Annotated in this window: 17 protein-coding genes; 15 read left to right on the top strand and 2 right to left on the bottom strand. The window is 41.0% G+C overall.

Features of this window, described 5'->3' with window-relative positions; translation table 11 throughout:
• The first annotated feature begins 6 nt into the window (after positions 1 to 6).
• From I6J02_RS02195 to I6J02_RS02140, 12 genes are all read left to right on the top strand, one after another.
• The gene (locus I6J02_RS02195) at positions 7 to 360 is read left to right on the top strand and encodes a hydrogenase maturation nickel metallochaperone HypA (protein WP_201680214.1); all 354 of its coding nucleotides are present in this window, start codon (positions 7 to 9) and stop codon (positions 358 to 360) included.
• Entirely contained in the window at positions 353 to 1,069 is a 717-nt protein-coding gene (gene hypB / locus I6J02_RS02190) for a hydrogenase nickel incorporation protein HypB (protein WP_201680213.1), read from the top strand. The genes I6J02_RS02195 and hypB overlap by 8 nt, the downstream gene beginning before the upstream one ends.
• 5 nt (positions 1,070 to 1,074) lie before the next feature.
• The gene (locus I6J02_RS02185) at positions 1,075 to 1,533 is read left to right on the top strand and encodes an urease accessory protein UreE (RefSeq protein WP_201680212.1); all 459 of its coding nucleotides are present in this window, start codon (positions 1,075 to 1,077) and stop codon (positions 1,531 to 1,533) included.
• Positions 1,530 to 2,549: an ABC transporter substrate-binding protein gene (locus I6J02_RS02180; protein ID WP_201680211.1), complete on the top strand. Its 1,020-nt coding sequence runs from the start codon at positions 1,530 to 1,532 to the stop codon at positions 2,547 to 2,549. Before I6J02_RS02185 ends, I6J02_RS02180 begins: the two co-directional genes overlap by 4 nt.
• The gene (locus I6J02_RS02175; protein WP_236582257.1) at positions 2,531 to 3,556 is read left to right on the top strand and encodes a FecCD family ABC transporter permease; all 1,026 of its coding nucleotides are present in this window, start codon (positions 2,531 to 2,533) and stop codon (positions 3,554 to 3,556) included. The genes I6J02_RS02180 and I6J02_RS02175 overlap by 19 nt, the downstream gene beginning before the upstream one ends.
• The gene (locus I6J02_RS02170; protein WP_201680210.1) at positions 3,556 to 4,335 is read left to right on the top strand and encodes an ABC transporter ATP-binding protein; all 780 of its coding nucleotides are present in this window, start codon (positions 3,556 to 3,558) and stop codon (positions 4,333 to 4,335) included. Before I6J02_RS02175 ends, I6J02_RS02170 begins: the two co-directional genes overlap by 1 nt.
• The gene (locus I6J02_RS02165; protein WP_201680209.1) at positions 4,328 to 4,831 is read left to right on the top strand and encodes a GNAT family N-acetyltransferase; all 504 of its coding nucleotides are present in this window, start codon (positions 4,328 to 4,330) and stop codon (positions 4,829 to 4,831) included. The genes I6J02_RS02170 and I6J02_RS02165 overlap by 8 nt, the downstream gene beginning before the upstream one ends.
• Positions 4,832 to 4,873: 42 nt before the next feature.
• Positions 4,874 to 7,309: a TonB-dependent receptor gene (locus I6J02_RS02160; protein WP_201680208.1), complete on the top strand. Its 2,436-nt coding sequence runs from the start codon at positions 4,874 to 4,876 to the stop codon at positions 7,307 to 7,309.
• Between the two features lie 169 nt (positions 7,310 to 7,478).
• A complete protein-coding gene (locus I6J02_RS02155) occupies positions 7,479 to 8,708 on the top strand; it encodes a hypothetical protein (RefSeq protein ID WP_201680207.1) in 1,230 nt (409 codons plus the stop codon).
• A gap of 120 nt (positions 8,709 to 8,828) precedes the next feature.
• Positions 8,829 to 9,743 carry an alpha/beta hydrolase gene (locus I6J02_RS02150; RefSeq protein ID WP_201680206.1) on the top strand — a complete coding sequence of 305 codons (915 nt, stop codon included), beginning with the start codon at positions 8,829 to 8,831 and terminating at the stop codon, positions 9,741 to 9,743.
• 176 nt (positions 9,744 to 9,919) lie between these two features.
• Positions 9,920 to 11,290: a phosphatidylinositol-specific phospholipase C domain-containing protein gene (locus I6J02_RS02145; protein WP_201680205.1), complete on the top strand. Its 1,371-nt coding sequence runs from the start codon at positions 9,920 to 9,922 to the stop codon at positions 11,288 to 11,290.
• A gap of 81 nt (positions 11,291 to 11,371) precedes the next feature.
• Entirely contained in the window at positions 11,372 to 11,761 is a 390-nt protein-coding gene (locus I6J02_RS02140; protein ID WP_201680204.1) for a DUF1398 domain-containing protein, read from the top strand.
• 36 nt (positions 11,762 to 11,797) lie between these two features.
• Here I6J02_RS02140 and I6J02_RS02135 read toward each other — a convergent pair whose 3' ends face one another.
• Positions 11,798 to 12,247: an acetyltransferase gene (locus tag I6J02_RS02135; RefSeq protein WP_201680203.1), complete on the bottom strand. Its 450-nt coding sequence runs from the start codon at positions 12,245 to 12,247 to the stop codon at positions 11,798 to 11,800.
• A gap of 209 nt (positions 12,248 to 12,456) precedes the next feature.
• Here I6J02_RS02135 and I6J02_RS02130 point away from each other — a divergent pair, with 209 nt between their 5' ends.
• From I6J02_RS02130 to I6J02_RS02120, 3 genes are read left to right on the top strand one after another with little or no spacing between them, the layout of a single operon-like run.
• The gene (locus I6J02_RS02130) at positions 12,457 to 13,257 is read left to right on the top strand and encodes an alpha/beta hydrolase (RefSeq protein ID WP_201680202.1); all 801 of its coding nucleotides are present in this window, start codon (positions 12,457 to 12,459) and stop codon (positions 13,255 to 13,257) included.
• A gap of 1 nt (position 13,258) precedes the next feature.
• The gene (locus I6J02_RS02125) at positions 13,259 to 14,440 is read left to right on the top strand and encodes a copper amine oxidase (protein ID WP_201680201.1); all 1,182 of its coding nucleotides are present in this window, start codon (positions 13,259 to 13,261) and stop codon (positions 14,438 to 14,440) included.
• A gap of 17 nt (positions 14,441 to 14,457) precedes the next feature.
• Complete coding sequence (locus I6J02_RS02120) at positions 14,458 to 15,339, top strand: hypothetical protein (protein WP_201680200.1); 882 nt, start codon at positions 14,458 to 14,460, stop codon at positions 15,337 to 15,339.
• Here the strand turns inward: I6J02_RS02120 and I6J02_RS02115 are convergent.
• Positions 15,333 to 16,574 carry an ROK family protein gene (locus tag I6J02_RS02115; RefSeq protein ID WP_201680199.1) on the bottom strand — a complete coding sequence of 414 codons (1,242 nt, stop codon included), beginning with the start codon at positions 16,572 to 16,574 and terminating at the stop codon, positions 15,333 to 15,335. The two genes, I6J02_RS02120 and I6J02_RS02115, sit on opposite strands and share 7 nt — an antisense overlap.
• Between the last annotated feature and the right edge of the window lie 78 nt (positions 16,575 to 16,652).

Here is a 16,652-nt window from a genome sequence, read left to right as displayed (position 1 = left end):
ACGACTATGCACGAAACCGGAATAGTACAAGAGATATTTGATACCCTGCGGGAAGAATACCCCGATCGTTATCAGGAAATTGTGAAAATCAGACTGGAAGCAGGGCTATTAAGTAATATTCAGCCTATTTTGATACAGAATGCTTTTGAAGCCTACATTACAGATGATGCGTGGTTTCGCGATACAGAGCTCGAGGTAAAGGTGCTGCCCATACTGGCCTTTTGCGACAACTGTAAAAAGTCTTTTGAGGTCGTTTTTCACCGGTTTGTCTGTAACTGCGGTATCACATCCGACAAAGTAGTTCAGGGAGAAGAGTTAAGAATAACACAGGTTACATTTAAAAATAAGGAACATGAGTAATACAGCAATACCTAAAAGCAACCAAATGCCGGTAGGATCGGTACAATGCGAAAATACATCATTAAATCTATTAAAGGCCAATGATTTTGTGGCCAAAGCTATCCGTGAGCGATTGGCAGATATTTGTATCATCAATATTTGTTCCTCCCCGGGTAGTGGTAAAACTACGTTAATGCAGGAGACTGGCAAACGTCTGGGAAAGCAGCTGAACATCGCTGTACTGGTCGGAGATCCGGAAACGGAAAGAGATGCTGTACGTATGCGTGAAGTAGGAATAAATGCTTTACAGATTGTGACGGGAGGAATGTGTCATATAGAAGCGCAGATGATCCTGCAGGCATTAGACCATATCAATCTGGATAATGTGGATCTACTGTTTATAGAGAATGTAGGGAATCTGGTATGTCCTGCAGCCTTTGATCTGGGAGAAGACTATCGTGTAACTTTGCTTGCTGCAACAGAAGGAGACGACAAACCGAAGAAATATGCACGGATGTTTTTGACCAGCGAACTGATGGTCGTTTCAAAAGCAGATCTTTTGCCCTATGTGCCTTTTTCAATTGATGCTGTAACTAAAGATGCACAGGAAGTCAATCCAAAGCTGGAAGTCCTTACGATCAGCAGTCTCAACGGAGATGGTATGGATGAATGGTGTGCATGGCTAATCAGTAAAGTCGAAGAAAAGAAAGCATTCAAAATAAAGCAGTAGTCCGAATGCTTTATATTTCAGACAATAACTATACAGCTATACCGCAGGGTATAGCTGAAGAATTTGTATACATGGAATGGTATGAGGTACGAAAGACGGTGTTGGAACGGGAAACTTCAGAAGGAAGATTGATCCGTCTGCAGCGTGAATATGGTGAGCAGCTCCATGATGGTCAGGTCGTGCATCTGAATGATAATTATGCAATCAGATTGTATATCAAACCTTGTGATTGCATTATACTGCATGCAAAGGATGCACAGATGGCAGGACAATTCAGTTTTGATGTCGGCAACCGGCACTTACCTGTCTTCTGTCTGAATGACCAGTCATTTGCTGTGGCTTATGACGGCAGGTTGTACAGTGCATTATCCGCCAAATATGCCGGACATATCGAGCTGACTTCAGCCAGATTATTGCCTGATCAGGCATTGCATATGTTCCGGAAAAATAAAGTTACAATATGACAAATAGAAGAAAAACAACTTGGCGATGGGTCAGTAGTTTCATTCTACTGACATTGATCATTGCCTGCAGTAATTCCGGTGAAAAAAAACAAACGGCAGAAAAAATTTCGGCAACAGATGCCCGTGGTAAAGAAATCACACTGGAAACGTATGCACAACGTGTTGTTGTTCTGTTTGAACCGTTTGTCGATCAGATATACATGCTTAATGCCGGAGATAAGCTGGTCGGTATTCCGCAACAGATTTATCAGAATCCTTCTACCTATCATTTTCTGTCTCTACACGATAAGCGTATTGCCCGTAAGCAGATTGTGACACCCACTTTCGGAGGCCGGTCTACGCACGTAGAGACACTGGTGGCCTTAGAGGCAGATCTTGCCATCGTATATGAGCATGATAAAGAGACGATCGCTCAACTCGAAGATCTTCATATTCCTGTGTATGTAGTATCCAGCAGAGATAAAGAGCATATCTATAATGAACTTGTCGGCGTAGGAACATTACTCGGTCAGGAAAAGCGTGCTCAGGAGATTGTGGGGTATGTGGAGAAGGAAGTGGAGAAAATGAAACTTCACGAAGATATAAAACGGAAAAAGGTATACTATGCATGGTCTAAAGGACGTGTTTTTTCTACCTCATGTAAGGGTTCCCTTGTAGATCTGTCCATGGAGGTTTCGGGTGCCGAAAATGCGTGTCCGCTTAATCTCGAAGCTCCGAATATCAGTGCGGAATCTCTTTACAAGTGGAATCCTGATCTTATTGTATTGTGGAATTCAAAATTACAGGATGTCTACAGCTTAAAAGAACTTGAAGCGCTGCCGGCAGTAATCGATAAGCAAGTGTATAGCATGGAACCCACTTTTTACTACGATCCGCATACTGTTAAATTTCTTTTGTTTGCCAAACAGCTCCGGCAGTGGTGCTATCCAAGCTATTCTGAACAACAATTTAAAACAGATCTGCAGCAGACTCTGGAGTTTCTGTACAGTGAAAAAATATGGGAAGACGAAATATGAAATTTTGGAAATTAAGCTTACTCATCTGTCTGCCTTTATTTGTCCTGTTTTTCTCTCTTGCATTAGGGAATACAGGATTTCTCCGTTTATCTGAACTGGCAAATCTGGTATATGCCGGTCTAGCTTCTTCATTAGGGTGGGAAGTTGTTGTGGTCGATTCCAGTATGGAAACCATTGTCTGGCAGGTCAGACTTCCGCGTGTGTTGCTGACCTTTAGTGTCGGAGCTTCACTGGCTGTGGCCGGAGGAGTGCTGCAGGCAGTATTTCGTAATCCTATTGTGGATCCGTTTTCTTTAGGGATCTCTTCAGGAGCAGCCTTTGGAGCTGCATTATCAATGCTGGTATCTCTGATTCCACTCAACCTCTCTGCTTTTTTATTTGGAGTGCTGGCTGTTGCTATTACATACTTTGTATCCTACAGCGGTGCCAAAGGATCATTAGTGACCATGGTACTGGCCGGTATGATTATTTCAGGCGTATTTACGGCATTCCTTACCATTTTACAGTATCTGAGTGATCCGTATAAGTTGCAGGCCATAGTCCAGTGGACTATGGGGAATCTGCATACTGCTTCCTGGTCAAAACTAAAGGTCGCCATTCTGCCCATATTACTGGGGCTTGGAATAATTATTCTGTTCCGCTGGAAGCTCAATCTTCTTGCTCTGGGTGATCAGGAAGCGCTGGCTGTAGGTGTCAATCCCAAAATTATCAAACTTATTATGATAGGTGCAGCCACCATGATCACCGCTTCGGCAGTCGCTGCGGTTGGCATGATCAGTCTCTTCGGACTTATTGTACCCCATATCAGCCGGATGCTCTTCGGGCCGAGTAACAGTATAGGAGTATGGGCAAATATCAGTATTGGAGGTACTTTTCTGTTACTGATTGATGATTTTTCACGTACACTGCTGCCTTTTGAAATTCCGGTAGGTGTATTTACTATGATGCTGGGCACGCCGCTATTTATTTACCTGATGCGTAAAAACGCTATAAACTGGAACGGATAATGGAAGCAATAGAGATCAGAAATTTAGCCTTTCACTACGGAAAACAAACTGTACTTGACGGACTTCGGGCTACCTTCTACAAAGGGGAGCTGTCCGTTATTCTGGGGCGAAACGGAAGCGGCAAATCTACCCTGTTTAATATTCTGGCTGGAGTCCAACGGGAATATCAGGGACAGATACATATCAATGGAGTGGAACGGCGAGCCGTAAAAATCGGGAATGCCAATGGAATCAGACTCGGTTTTATGACTCAGTTTCACCAGACCAATTTTCCATTTTCTGTATACGATGTGGTGATGACAGGCAGAGCTTCTTTTTCGCGCTTTTCACCAAAAGAAGAAGACATAGAGCAGGTTCGAAAAGTATTAAAAAGGTTTGATCTCTGGAAATACAAAGACAAGCCATATACCCGGCTTTCGGGAGGGGAACGACAATTGGTGCTTTTGTGCCGGGTATTAGTGCAGGATCCGGATATTATCTTATTGGATGAACCGACGAATCATCTGGATCTGCACTACCAGGCAGCAGTGCTGGATAATCTTAAAAAATTAGTTGAAGCTGGTAAAACCGTGATTTGTATTATGCATGATCCTAATCTGGCGTTTCTCTACGGGGATCGTTTTTTTCTGATGCAGCAGCAAATTCTCACCAGTCTGGAAGGACAAAATACTGATAGCATTCATCATTTATTAGAACAGGCTTATCAGGTACGTCTGCAGCAGATTCCGCACCGCGGCAAAATAATAATTTTACCCGATCCTCAACACCATTATGAATAAAGATTTGATTATAAAACGTGTTTCAGAACAGGATGTGCCTGAGCTGATCACTTATGTATCAGAAGCTCGTAAGTTACTTTTTCCCATGCTGGACCATCATAAAATGCCATATGATCTGCAGCATTTTGCACAGACCTATATTCATGCCCGGATTGGTACATTTCTGGAAGCACGCGACCAATCAGGTAATCTGGTTGCTGTGATTGGAATGTTGGCTTATGATCAACGGTTTTCTTTTCTCCGTTTAGAGCAGGAAAATACAGTAGAGGTCGTACGCTTATATGTGAATCCTAAAGGACGGAGACAAGGAGTGGCTACCGCTCTGTTTCAGGAATTAATGGAAGTTGCAAAGGCACAGGCTGTATCAACCTTGTACCTGCATACTCATCCGTTTCTCACAGGCGCCTACGAATTTTGGTTACAATGCGGTTTCAAAACACTTATCCGGAAGGATCATAGTGGTTTTGAAACTATACATATGAAGTGTGAGCTATAATATTACACCATCAGGCCACTGAAGTTATAAAAACAGTTAGATATGCATATATTAAAATATACTTTTTACATCACCATCTTTTTATTCTGTATACTCAACGGGCAGGTGTATGCTCAGACGGAGCCCGTCATCTTCGGAAAAGTAACCGACGCAGAAGGAAAGGGACTCAGAGGTATTACCATTGTCCTTAAATCGAAAGAACTGATACAGACGAATAGTGATGGTACCTTTCGGCTTCCGGCAACAGTAAAGCTTCCGGCAACACTCTCTTTCCGTGCGGTTGGTTATAAGACACTTTCCGTGTCAGTAGATCAGTTAAACTGGAATAACAAAAAGGGACTCAATGTTCAGTTGTTTCCTGCCAGTGTAGAAGTAGATGAAGTGCTGGTTACCGGCAGACGCAACAATTCGTATCTTATTAATACGACCGAACTTGGAGGTAAATTTTCAGGCTCACTCAAGGATTTGCCACAATCCATATCTCTTGTCAGTAAGGAGTTTATGGAAGATAAACAGGCCTTTGTGATTACAGATGTTGTACAGGATCTTGCAGGTGTCAATCAGGCTTCTGCCTATGATGATCTGACCATTCGCGGATTTAACAGCGGTTATACCAGCGGTATGCGTCTGGTAAACGGTATGCGTTCCGGATATGGATACGGTACCAGCTTCTGGCGTACGCCACTTACGGTCAATCTGGAAAGTGTAGAAGTTCTGAAAGGGCCCGGAGCATCCCTGTTTGGAGATATTACTCCCGGCGGAACCATTAATATGGTTACCAAGAAACCGTTAGAAAAGAAACATACAAGTGTTAATTTTGCAATTGGAAGTTTCCAGACCTACCGTACTACTCTCGATATTGGCGGGCCACTGGATTCTGCTAAAAGAGTACTTTACAGACTGAATGTAGGTTATGAAAATTCCAGAACGTTCAGAGATGTTAATCAGCGTAAAAACATACTTGTTGCGCCTTCATTCAGTTTTCGTCCGGCAGAAGGAACCACGATCGATGTTGATCTGACCTATGACAATTTTGATGGTTATCTGGATCGCGGATTAGGTATACGTAACAATGATTTTTACGCACAGTCCCGATCCTTCAATGTGAGCCAGCCAACCGACTTCTTTAAGACAAATTTCCTTACACTATCTGCACGGCTTAATCAGCAACTCACAGAAGATTTGTCTCTTCATGTGAACTATATGAAGTCGATCTATAAGGAAAAATTAAATGAATTTCGCACATTGAATACCTACGCTAATCCGCCACAGAATACCGTAATGAATATGCGTTTCCAGTCAAAGCAAATTACCGATTACACGGACAATCTGGTTAGTTATCTTCGCTATGCACTGGACAGACCCGGGCATCAGCATAGGTTGGTATTAGGTGTTGATTATGCACAATACCGAGGGGATAAAGATAATATTCTGCGCGAATCCCGTAGCCGGATGCTGAACGGCAAAGAAGTACCGCTGACCATTGACCTGGAAAATCCTAATCGGGAAGTCATAGATATCTCTACCTATATCTGGCGTCCGCAGGCGGAATTCCCTTTCCTTAATCCTTACCAAAGTATGGGATTCTACATACAGGATCAGGTGACTGTTGGAGAACGTCTGCACGTGGTGTTGGGACTACGTCATGAATATTACCGTTCCAGCAGTGCGGATCTCAAAGAGTCTTTCAAAACCAAACAAAATGCATGGTTGCCAAGATTGGGATTAACCTATAAGATTAATGAGCAGGTTAACTATTTTGCCAGCTATTCGCAAGGCTATGTTCCGGTAGGGGCAGATTTTATTTATAATTATGAAAACTATGGAGCAGATCGTCCTTTTAATCCTGAGCGGAGCTTTCAGATAGAGACAGGATTAAAGACCGGTTTTTTTAAAAACAATCTGCAAACGGAGTTGTCTGTATTTCATATAGGGAGAGAGAATATGCTGATTGCAACCGGAGGTATATCCGATAGTGGACTGCCGATTTATCGTCAATCCGGACAGGTTATCTCCAGGGGAGTAGAATTAGATTTCAGAGGGCAGATCAATAAGGAATTTCAGGTGATGGCCAACTATAGTTTTAACCATACGGAAGTCAAATCATCTTCATTAGCAGGTGAAGAAGGACTGCCTTTGAGCAATGCCCCTAAAAATATGGCAGGGATGTGGCTGAAGTATATATTTTCCCGATATGCGGTCAAGGGTCTGGGCTTTGGAGCCGGTGTCTATTATGTTGATGAGCGACGAATGGATAATGCTGCACGTAAAGATCAGAATGGGAATGGTGTCTGGGATATGTGGCCATCGTATACAACAGTCAATACGGCTGTATATTATCACCTGAAAGGGATGCGTTTTACGGCGAATATCAATAATGTATTTGATAAATATTATTATCTGGGAGGATTTGACTATACAAGAGGATTTGTAGGCACTCCCCGTAACTTTATGCTCTCAGTAGGGTTTAATTTGTAAGTTTATAACTCCTTAAAAGGAGAGAAAAACAGTTCGCCAAATATCTCCCTCTCCTTTTGAAGGAGAGGGTCGGGGAGAGATTCTACATTTGTGGATTAAGAGGATGTTTGTATATTTAGGATACATTTCTAATTCAGATGATTAACAATGTAAGATCAAACTGTATAAAATGAAATCATATTACACTATACTATCCTGCATATTACTCACGATATTCTGCACAAAGACAAATGCGCAAGAAAAACGGACCTATTGGAAATCCGAAAACGTAACAAAAGTGAATAATAAATCCATGTGGGGAATTACGCTTGCGTATATGGATATGATTGCTGAAATGCGGATTCATATTTCTGAAAGTAATGATTCACTGTACTTTTCCTATCCTTTTGAAAAGAAAATTAAAATCTCAGATCTCCGGTCGTTAACGGATTGCAGATTAAAAAATACGGGAGAATTGCTGGATAGTGTATACGAAGTCACTATTGAAAAAGACACGTTAAAGATCAAATTTAATTACATCGGTACAGCAGAGAAGGATAATCGTTTTTCACTTAATCTTATTCCTGTAAAGAAGGATGTATATACCAAAGAAGTTGAGGGACTAAAAAAAGATAAACAGCAGATTCTTGCAAAGATCAAAACAATAGATTTATCTTCTCTTAATCTACCAGTTACCACACCAGAGTATGTCAAAGTAAAAAAACTGTCGGATTTAAATCCGGTGCAATTAGCGGAAGACTTGGCAGATGTAAGGAATGGATTTAAAATATCCTCCGATAAACTGGTATTGGCAAAGGAGAAAAATAAAACAGAATACAGCATTTTAGGCGTTGAAAACATGAACCGTCTAGACTTACCTGCTGCAAACATCAGTGCTGTACATTTTGATAATATAGAAGTTGTCAGTAATGCTGTCAATAGTAAGGTGGAAGCAATTATTGTTTATAAAAATAATATGGATAAGTCTGTAATCAGGAATCTGTTTGATGCTATTTCCGGCAAACTTACCGGAGATTCATTAGCACAATTCGGTCTTCCCATGATTTACGATGATAAAACTTCCCTTGGTATACATAGTTTTTTTGCAGTCAGCTGGACAGGGAAAGATAAGGTTGTGCGGCTGGCTATAGATGATGTGCCCGATGATTTGTTTGATAAGGAAATTGATAAGAATATTGCGCTTCCGGAAACATACAATGCAGCTGATATAAGCAAAGTATTTAAGCATTACCTTGAACTGATACCACAATCACGTGTAAGAGTATATGTGCTATCGAAAGAATTTAATAAGACGCTAAATTTAAAAGAAAACAGAAGCGAAGGATTAACGAGTGGAAATCTAAAAGACCATGTTTTTAGATGGAAATATGACTTTGAACCATGGGATGATGATGAATAATTTTCTTTGTGACTACGAACTCTTAACCCGTTAAGGATTTTCAAATTTTGTAAGCAGCTATCTAATAAAATAAGCATATTTGTGCCTTTTCAGCAATTCTTACGAAAACCATTTTTTACGATGAAATATCTACTTCTTCTTGCGTTGTCTGTATATCTTTCACCTGTAGTGGCAGCACAGGAAATCTACAGCAAAGCTTATGGCGTGCAAAGTAATCCGGCGATCATATTTATACACGGAGGACCAAGCGGTAACTCCAATTTATTTGAAGGCACAACAGCACAGTCGCTTGCAGACGAAGGGTTTTATGTGATCGTTTATGACAGAAGAGGAGAGGGACGTTCCAAAGATGAACAGGCAACAATGACCTATAAAGAAAGTTTTGCTGATCTGTTACAATTGTATAAAACCTATAGCATAGATAAGGCAAATATCATCGGACATAGTTTTGGTGGAATTATTGCCACCTTATTTACCGATCAATATCCGGAAAAGGTGAGTTCTTTGGTTCTTGCAGGCGCATTATGTATGCAGCAGCAAACCTACGATCACATCCTTACAGAGGCTAAGCAGGTCTTCCGACAGGATGATGGCAAGCTGCAGGAAATACAGGATATCCAAAAGCTTGATAAACACAGTGCTGACTATAGAAAGAAAACCTATAACATAGCGAGTCAACTGTATCACTTTACTATGCCAAGACCTACTCCAGAAAGTATACGTCTTCGTGAACAGTATGAGGAAAGTGAATTTAACAAAAGTAATTTCCGTAATCATGAATCGCCCTTCAGGTTCTACAAGAATGAAAAGAATAATAATGTAGACAACAGACCGGCCCTGAAACGAATTAAAGAAAAAAAGATTCCTATCTATGCCATCTACGGAAAGGAAGATGGTATTTTCAGCCCTAAACAAATAACGGATATACGAAGAATAACAGGAGCTGAGAATATGCAGATAGTTGACAACTGTTCACATTATTTGTTTGTAGATCAACAAACAGCTTTTATTGCATTTTTGAAGGGGAAGCTTTAATATGTAGCCCTGAAGGTTGTATTGTGACTGACAAAACTTCTTATCTTCTATATCTGTAATGACCTGCGCGGCTATGACCTGGTAAGCTCCTTCCTTGTCCGTTTATTGTCCGCCTTAATGGAGCACTAATTATTCCTGTTTATAGGATCTTTATTCAAGATCAAAAACTATAAAAAATGGAAAAATTAACACAAACATGGATGAGTCAGCTTGATGATAATAAGCTGCTGTCCGAAATAACTATACCGGGCACACATGATTCCGGAACTTACACGCTCGGAGATGGCCCTATCGATAGTGCTGCAAAATGTCAGACGCAGAGTATTGCAGAACAATTAAATAATGGTATTCGCTTTCTGGATATACGATTGGCAAGAGGGACAGATAATGACGGTGTTCTCTGGCTGTACCATGGAGGCAGTCGGGCGATTAGTGTGGCATTGGATCTGACATTTGAACAGGTCATCAACGACTGTATTCACTTTTTGGATAAAAATCCTCAGGAAACGATTGTTATGTCGGTCAAGAAAGAATTCGGTGATGAGATTCACGATTGGGTAAAGAGCACTATTGAAAAACGAACAGACTGGAATCAAAGATGGTGGTTATCGAATAATAAGAATCCTGCATTGAAACAGATTCGTGGCAAGATTGTATTATTCCGCAGATTTGATATGGCCGATTTTGGTTTGGATACACAGGGAGGCTGGCCGGTCGATAGTGAGGGACCTTTAAGTCATCATAATATTAATTTCTATGTGCAGGATGTGTATAGCTCATGGTCAGATGATGATGACCGAAAAGAAAAATTTAATGTACATGTTAAAAATTGTCTGATCAAAGCTTCCGAAGATAATAAGAACACAATTTATATCAATTTTGCAAGTGCTACGGGTTTCCTTGGCGGCTTGTTACCCCTTACTACTAATCCCCGTGACATGGCGGATACTGTACTTCCGCTTTTTCACCAATACCTGTCCGAAACTACTCCTGCACGATACGGTATTATACCGATGGATTTTCCTGAAATCGGTTCCAATCTCACGAAGCTGCTGATCAACTGCAATAAAGCGAATGTACGCGCTCCTGTTTCAGGCTCCGTAGTAGAAATATGTACTACATTAGGACTTTTTAAGGACGGGTATGATTTCTGTATGGATGTAAAAGGAGGTGACAGTCAGGACGGCGCTCCTGTTATTGTTTACGAAGCCAAACGGTCAAACAACCAAAAATGGAAGCTGACAGATGCCGGAGATGGATTTTACTATCTGGAACCCCAACATGCAACAGGCAAAGTACTTGACGCAGACTACAGAAGTGGTAATGAAACAAAAGTGGCCATACGAAGCAGAAACGGAAGTGACAGTCAGAAATGGAAAATTACAACTACAAGTGATTATCCTGTTCAGTATACGATCTCTCCAAAGAGTACACAGGGATCCTGTCTGGATATAAAGGGAGGAATTTGTAAAAATGGTTCGGAAATTATTTTATTTCCGAAGCACGGTGGCGACAATCAACTCTGGTATATTAATAAGATTGGTTAATCTCTCTTTGTGGAATATTGCGTAAAGTCTGTAGTTAAGAAGTAATTCTACTATATTTAAGTATTAAAAAATCCGACATCGATGTTTACAATAGAACAAATCAGACAGGCACATGCCAAAGTGAAATCCGGAGCGGATTTTCCAGCCTATATGCGCGAAATTAAAGCACTTGGTGTGTTGGGCTACGATGCTTATGTAGCAGACGGACGTATAGATTATTTTGGCGCGGAAGGATATACTACATCGGCTCCAGCAAAGTATGACCGAATGGACGTGGCAGGACAGAGTGATATCGTACAGTTTAGAAAAGATCTTAAAGATCATCAGCAAGGTCTTACCGATTACCTGACCTTCTGCAGAGATTGTGCACGGTCGGGAGTGGAAAAATGGATTATTGATATGGATCGGATGACCTGTGCCTATTATGACAAAGCTGGAAATGAGCTTCTCATTGAAAATATTCCGCAATAATCGGGGGATAATTAGTAAATAGCTTAAGAAGCAGCCTTATCGGGCTGCTTCTTTTGGTTGGAGCTGTAAATGCAATATAGGGTAAGGTTTCCCGGAACCGTCTTGAGCCGATCTTCCGGTCTGTTCAAATCCCATTTTGAAGTAAAATCCTACAGCCTGTTCATTCTGTTCATTTACGTCTACATAGCGAACCCCCAACTGCTCAACAGCATAGTTCAACAAAATCTTGCCATATCCTTTACCCCGGGAGTCCGCATGTACAAACAGCATTTCAAGGTGCTGCTCTGCCACTGCTATATAACCCATTGCCCGTTCCTGATTATACAGGATATAGGTCGTAAGTTGCGGCAGATAATCTCTGGGAATAGCTTCTTTGAAAAATAAAAAATCCTCTTCCTTTAGAAAATCATGTGTAGCCCTTACTGCAGATTCCCATATCTGCATGATTGTCTTATAATCTTCAGGTGTTGCCTGCTGTATATTCATAGTTTATTATTCCTTTCCGGATGTTGCAGCAGTATGGTCAGTTACTACACCCTGTACATTAAAAAGTGTAAAGATAAGATATTCCTTTCAGGTGTAGGCTAAATGGATTAAGGTCAGTATTTCATAATGGTAGTTATTAATTTTTTTTAATAAATGATTATTATTTATTAAAATTTATTTTATATTTGAGTTCTTGAAATGATAAGCCTGTGAAAATTTACTTCTTTCTTCTTTTGTTTTTGTCATCCCGACTATGTTTTGCGCAAGAGACTGTGTTGATTACTTCTCAAAGTCTGCAGACTATAGATTCGGTGTATATATATAAACCTGAAGGATACTCGAAGAAGAAACAATATCCTGTTGTTTATCTGCTGCATAGTCATGGAGCTAACTATCGTACATTTTCCAGGATATTGGATCTGCAACGACTGTCTGATACCTATGGATTCCTGATTGTATGTCCGGATGGACTGAAAAGCAGTTGGTTTATGAATTCACCGTTGAAATCAGGTCTGCAATACGAAGATTTCTTTATCCGGGAACTTATGCCGTATATCAATACACATTTCGGAGGTCGTGCGGATGCTTCTTTTGTCACCGGAGCCAGTATGGGAGGACACGGAGCATTGTGGTTGTTTGTAAACTATCCGGCTTCCTTTTTAAGTGCCGGAAGCAGCTCCGGGGTCGTTAATCTGAGGCACTCCGGGTTTAAAAAAACAACGATAGCAGAACATCTGGGTGAATATAGCGATACAAATGAAAACTTCGACCGGTATTCTGTGGTCACGAACATAAAGCGATTAAAAGGGCTTTCCAAAACCTTCATTTTCGATTGTGGTACTGAAGATTACCTGTACAAAGCAAACAAAAGTCTGAGGGACAGCTGTGATCAGTGGAAGATCAAAGCTACCTATATCGCCCGGCCCGGAGCACATACCGGTACGTATTGGTCAGAGAGTCTGCCGGTACACTTTGAATATTTCAACACCTTACTAAAAACCAAATTATAACATGAATACTACACTGAAGAAAAGGGGGCTCTCGGTAGCATTGGGATTGCTTTGTGCATCTGCTCTATATGCACAGCAGGTGCCCCAGCATATTGCAGCGCAATTGAAAAATACCAGGCAAGGGGAAATTGTCAGACTGGAAAACTTTCTGACGGAGAGTTTTGATAAAATGAATTACGATAAAGTGATCTGGCCGGGACCGCAATATATGATTTCGGACGATCCGGAATATATTCGCATTCCGGAGGGGATTGCGCTGAAGGAAAAAGTAGAACCCGGCACAGTGCGGCTGTATGTCTATAATGTAAACGGTGTCAAAGAACCAAAAACAGACCGAAAGATAACGGCTGTCATCAAGAATACCGGTAAAGGTAATATGCGCCTGAAAATGCTTAAATATTCTTCACAAAAACCGAGTACAAACTATTTCAAAGTTGGTAAGGAAGGATTATACGACTACTTCAATTCACAGGGGCTGGTAAAAGAACGTATTATAAAACCGGGACAGACCGTCGCTGTCGATGAAGTGCTGGAGCGCAACGTAGTCAAGTATGATGAACTGGTACATGGCATATATGAATTTCTGATCGATGAACCGGGCGAAGTAGCCGTATTACAGACTGCTCCGGGGACAAGTGGCCCAAAGGCTTATGAAACAATAGGTTCAGTAATTCCGACCAATAAGAAAAATGCAGGAAGAGGATTATTTGGGGTAAGCAATTATAAAGTATTTAATGAAGCAGTGCTGGAAACAGATAAAGGTGTCACACAGCTCGTGGTGGCAGATGGTAAAGATGATGCCTGGGTAAAAGGTATAGAAGGAGAAAGTAATACTGTATCTACATTAGCCGGCAATTACGGTGTGATGTATAATATTGAACTCAAATGGAAAAGTACTGATGGTAAGGGACTGGCTCTGCTGACCTGGAATTCCAGATCAGACAATCAATGGTGTAGCGCTATGGCTGCCAGTGTAGTCGTGAGTGATGGCGTATATAAAGGAGGCGTAGTGCAGTTACCTGCTGAGCGTCTCAATACGAAAGGAAGTCCGGAAGCTGTGCTGATTCAGATCTTTAAACCGGAGCAGATTGGTAAAGAGCAGTTGCTTAAATTGACATATTCTCCTCCGGGAGCATCCTGTCTGCCGACACCACTTGTTTTTGTGCCGATAGATCTTAATTAATTCTTAAGCGGATAGTTATGTATAAATATGTTATAACCGGAATCGGAATTTTGTTAGCAGGCTGTGGATCCGTCAAAAAAAATGTAAAGCCGTTAGAAAATGCAGGTATTACGTCTTCTGAGGTACGGTTTTTTAAAGGGGAGATCAGGCCGGAACAGGCAAAAGCCTGTTTTGAAGGTGCTTATTACAGGAAATTAGTCTCCAGTGAAGATAATTGGGTAGGTATAGAAGGAAAGGTACTCCTGCCTCAGATAGAATTTGATAAAACCCGCATCAATCCTAAGAAGTCGCTGCAATATCTGGATAATCCATCTGTCTATCTTGGTGGCTGTATGGATGGACAGGAAACAGATATTGGTCTGAGCTGGGAGGTGATAAAAGATGAACGGGGAGTGGTTAGCGAAGAGCGTAAAGCTTTCCGTCCTTTTATGCGTCGTACCGGTCATGGTACGGAGCAGGCAGCTGTATTCGTCAATGCCTCTGCTATCAAAGACTATTACTGGTATCCCGGTGAAGAAGTGCATATGTCCGTTGTATTGATACGGGACGGATTGCTTCGCTTTGTCGTGGAAGGAGCCGGTAAAAAGTTTGAATATGACTTTGAATGTGCTGGATATGCCTTTGGCCGCAAAGGCGAGTTTAAGCGTGTAAATGCAATTGATCAGATGTCTAATGAGGGAAAACCTGCACAGGCTACCACAACAAAAGTAAAAGGCTCCAGATGGTCTTACACCAATCTGATCCGTTATGAAAAAGGAGCATTATTATCAGTTCCTTTTCATGAAGAACGTTACACTGAAATGGCTTGTCCTAAAGCAGAATACTTTGATATTGTATCTGCTAAAGAATGGACTGCAAAGGGTGGAGAAGAGATTTCAATAAGCGGTGCGGTTTATTGATAATCCTTGTTCAGGAGTCTGTTTCTGACCAGAAAACAGGCTCCTAATACTCCGGCTTTTTCGCCCAGAACTGCCGAAATAATCTTTGTGTCGTTATTGACCAGGCTCAGTGAAAATTTATTGATCGCACTCTTAATCGGTAAAGTGATATATTCTCCGGTTTCCGATAATATCCCTCCCAGGATCACCAGCTCAGGATTAAATACATTGATCAGCAAAGCGATTGCTCTTCCTATTTTTTCACCTACTTCAGCGATCAGTTCTATTGCAAGTACATCATCCGCTTTTGCAGCAGCAATGATATCTTTTAATTTGATATCTGCGATTGTTTTTGGTGAAGTTTTGACCGGATGGGAGAGGATAATAGATGAAGAACCTTCCTGTAGTTTTTCCTGAAATAAGCGTGTCAGGGCCCATCCTGAAGCTTCCGTTTCCAGGCATCCTTTTTTACCACAGTTACATATGATCTCATTATTAAAAATAGGAATGTGACCAAATTCACCTGCAAATCCGGATTTACCATAGTATAATGAACTGTTGATCATCACACCCATCCCGAGACCATAGTCCAGATTAAGAAAAATCACATTTTTCTCCGTTTTGATAGCTTCAGAGTTGAATTCACCATAAGCCATAGCCCGGGAGTCATTCTCCAGAAATGTCTTAATTCCCAGTTCATTCTCCAGAATTTTGGATAGAGGTTCTTCATGAAAATGGAAAAAACTGTAACTGTAGCCTGTGGAGTAATTGATCCGGCCCGAAAGGTTAATGCCCATGCCCAGAATCTTTTCCTTAGGAATATTGAATGTTTTTAGTGAACTGTGGATCAGTTGTATTAATTCTTCCAGAGAAGCTGTGCTGTTGCTCAGCGTAAACGGAAGGTGTTCTTTTATATAGACCAGTTCATTTTGCAGATTCGTAATCCCGATATTAATATGGTTCTGTTTGACATCTACTCCTAAAAAGAATACGGAGTCAGCGATCAGCCCGTATAAGTTGGGTCTTCTTCCGCCATTCGTATTGATTTTCCCCAGATCCTGTACCAGTTCTTCCTGAATCAGTTCGTTAATCAGGTTAGTGACTTTAGGGACGCTTAGGTTTAATTCCTTGCACAGATCAGCGATTGTGGCGCTGTTGTGCGCACAAAAGAATGAAATGATATTTTTCTTTAACTGTATGTTTTTGTAGGCAACACCCGAAAAATTATCGCCATTAAGCTCTTCAAGGAATGTCATTGTTATATGATTTTTTTTAAAATCAAATGTATGAAATATATTGATAAATACTAAATGCTTTTAAATGGTAGTTAGTTA

Source organism: Sphingobacterium spiritivorum (assembly GCF_016725325.1).
Lineage (GTDB): Bacteria > Bacteroidota > Bacteroidia > Sphingobacteriales > Sphingobacteriaceae > Sphingobacterium.
The sequence above is the reverse complement of the archived record's forward strand: the minus strand, read 5'-3'. Positions and strand labels throughout refer to the sequence as shown.

Bases quoted from the DNA above. Each gene is read 5' to 3' on its own strand.
- I6J02_RS02145 (WP_201680205.1), top strand. From the start codon at position 9,920: ATGGAAAAATTAACACAAACATGGATGAGTCAGCTTGATGATAATAAG.
- I6J02_RS02195 (WP_201680214.1), top strand. From the start codon at position 7: ATGCACGAAACCGGAATAGTACAAGAGATATTTGATACCCTGCGGGAA.
- I6J02_RS02135 (WP_201680203.1), bottom strand. From the start codon at position 12,247: ATGAATATACAGCAGGCAACACCTGAAGATTATAAGACAATCATGCAG.
- I6J02_RS02140 (WP_201680204.1), top strand. From the start codon at position 11,372: ATGTTTACAATAGAACAAATCAGACAGGCACATGCCAAAGTGAAATCC.
- I6J02_RS02120 (WP_201680200.1), top strand. From the start codon at position 14,458: ATGTATAAATATGTTATAACCGGAATCGGAATTTTGTTAGCAGGCTGT.
- I6J02_RS02150 (WP_201680206.1), top strand. From the start codon at position 8,829: ATGAAATATCTACTTCTTCTTGCGTTGTCTGTATATCTTTCACCTGTA.
- I6J02_RS02160 (WP_201680208.1), top strand. From the start codon at position 4,874: ATGCATATATTAAAATATACTTTTTACATCACCATCTTTTTATTCTGT.
- I6J02_RS02185 (WP_201680212.1), top strand. From the start codon at position 1,075: ATGCTTTATATTTCAGACAATAACTATACAGCTATACCGCAGGGTATA.
- I6J02_RS02180 (WP_201680211.1), top strand. From the start codon at position 1,530: ATGACAAATAGAAGAAAAACAACTTGGCGATGGGTCAGTAGTTTCATT.
- I6J02_RS02155 (WP_201680207.1), top strand. From the start codon at position 7,479: ATGAAATCATATTACACTATACTATCCTGCATATTACTCACGATATTC.
- hypB (WP_201680213.1), top strand. From the start codon at position 353: ATGAGTAATACAGCAATACCTAAAAGCAACCAAATGCCGGTAGGATCG.
- I6J02_RS02175 (WP_236582257.1), top strand. From the start codon at position 2,531: ATGGGAAGACGAAATATGAAATTTTGGAAATTAAGCTTACTCATCTGT.
- I6J02_RS02165 (WP_201680209.1), top strand. From the start codon at position 4,328: ATGAATAAAGATTTGATTATAAAACGTGTTTCAGAACAGGATGTGCCT.
- I6J02_RS02125 (WP_201680201.1), top strand. From the start codon at position 13,259: ATGAATACTACACTGAAGAAAAGGGGGCTCTCGGTAGCATTGGGATTG.
- I6J02_RS02115 (WP_201680199.1), bottom strand. From the start codon at position 16,574: ATGACATTCCTTGAAGAGCTTAATGGCGATAATTTTTCGGGTGTTGCC.
- I6J02_RS02170 (WP_201680210.1), top strand. From the start codon at position 3,556: ATGGAAGCAATAGAGATCAGAAATTTAGCCTTTCACTACGGAAAACAA.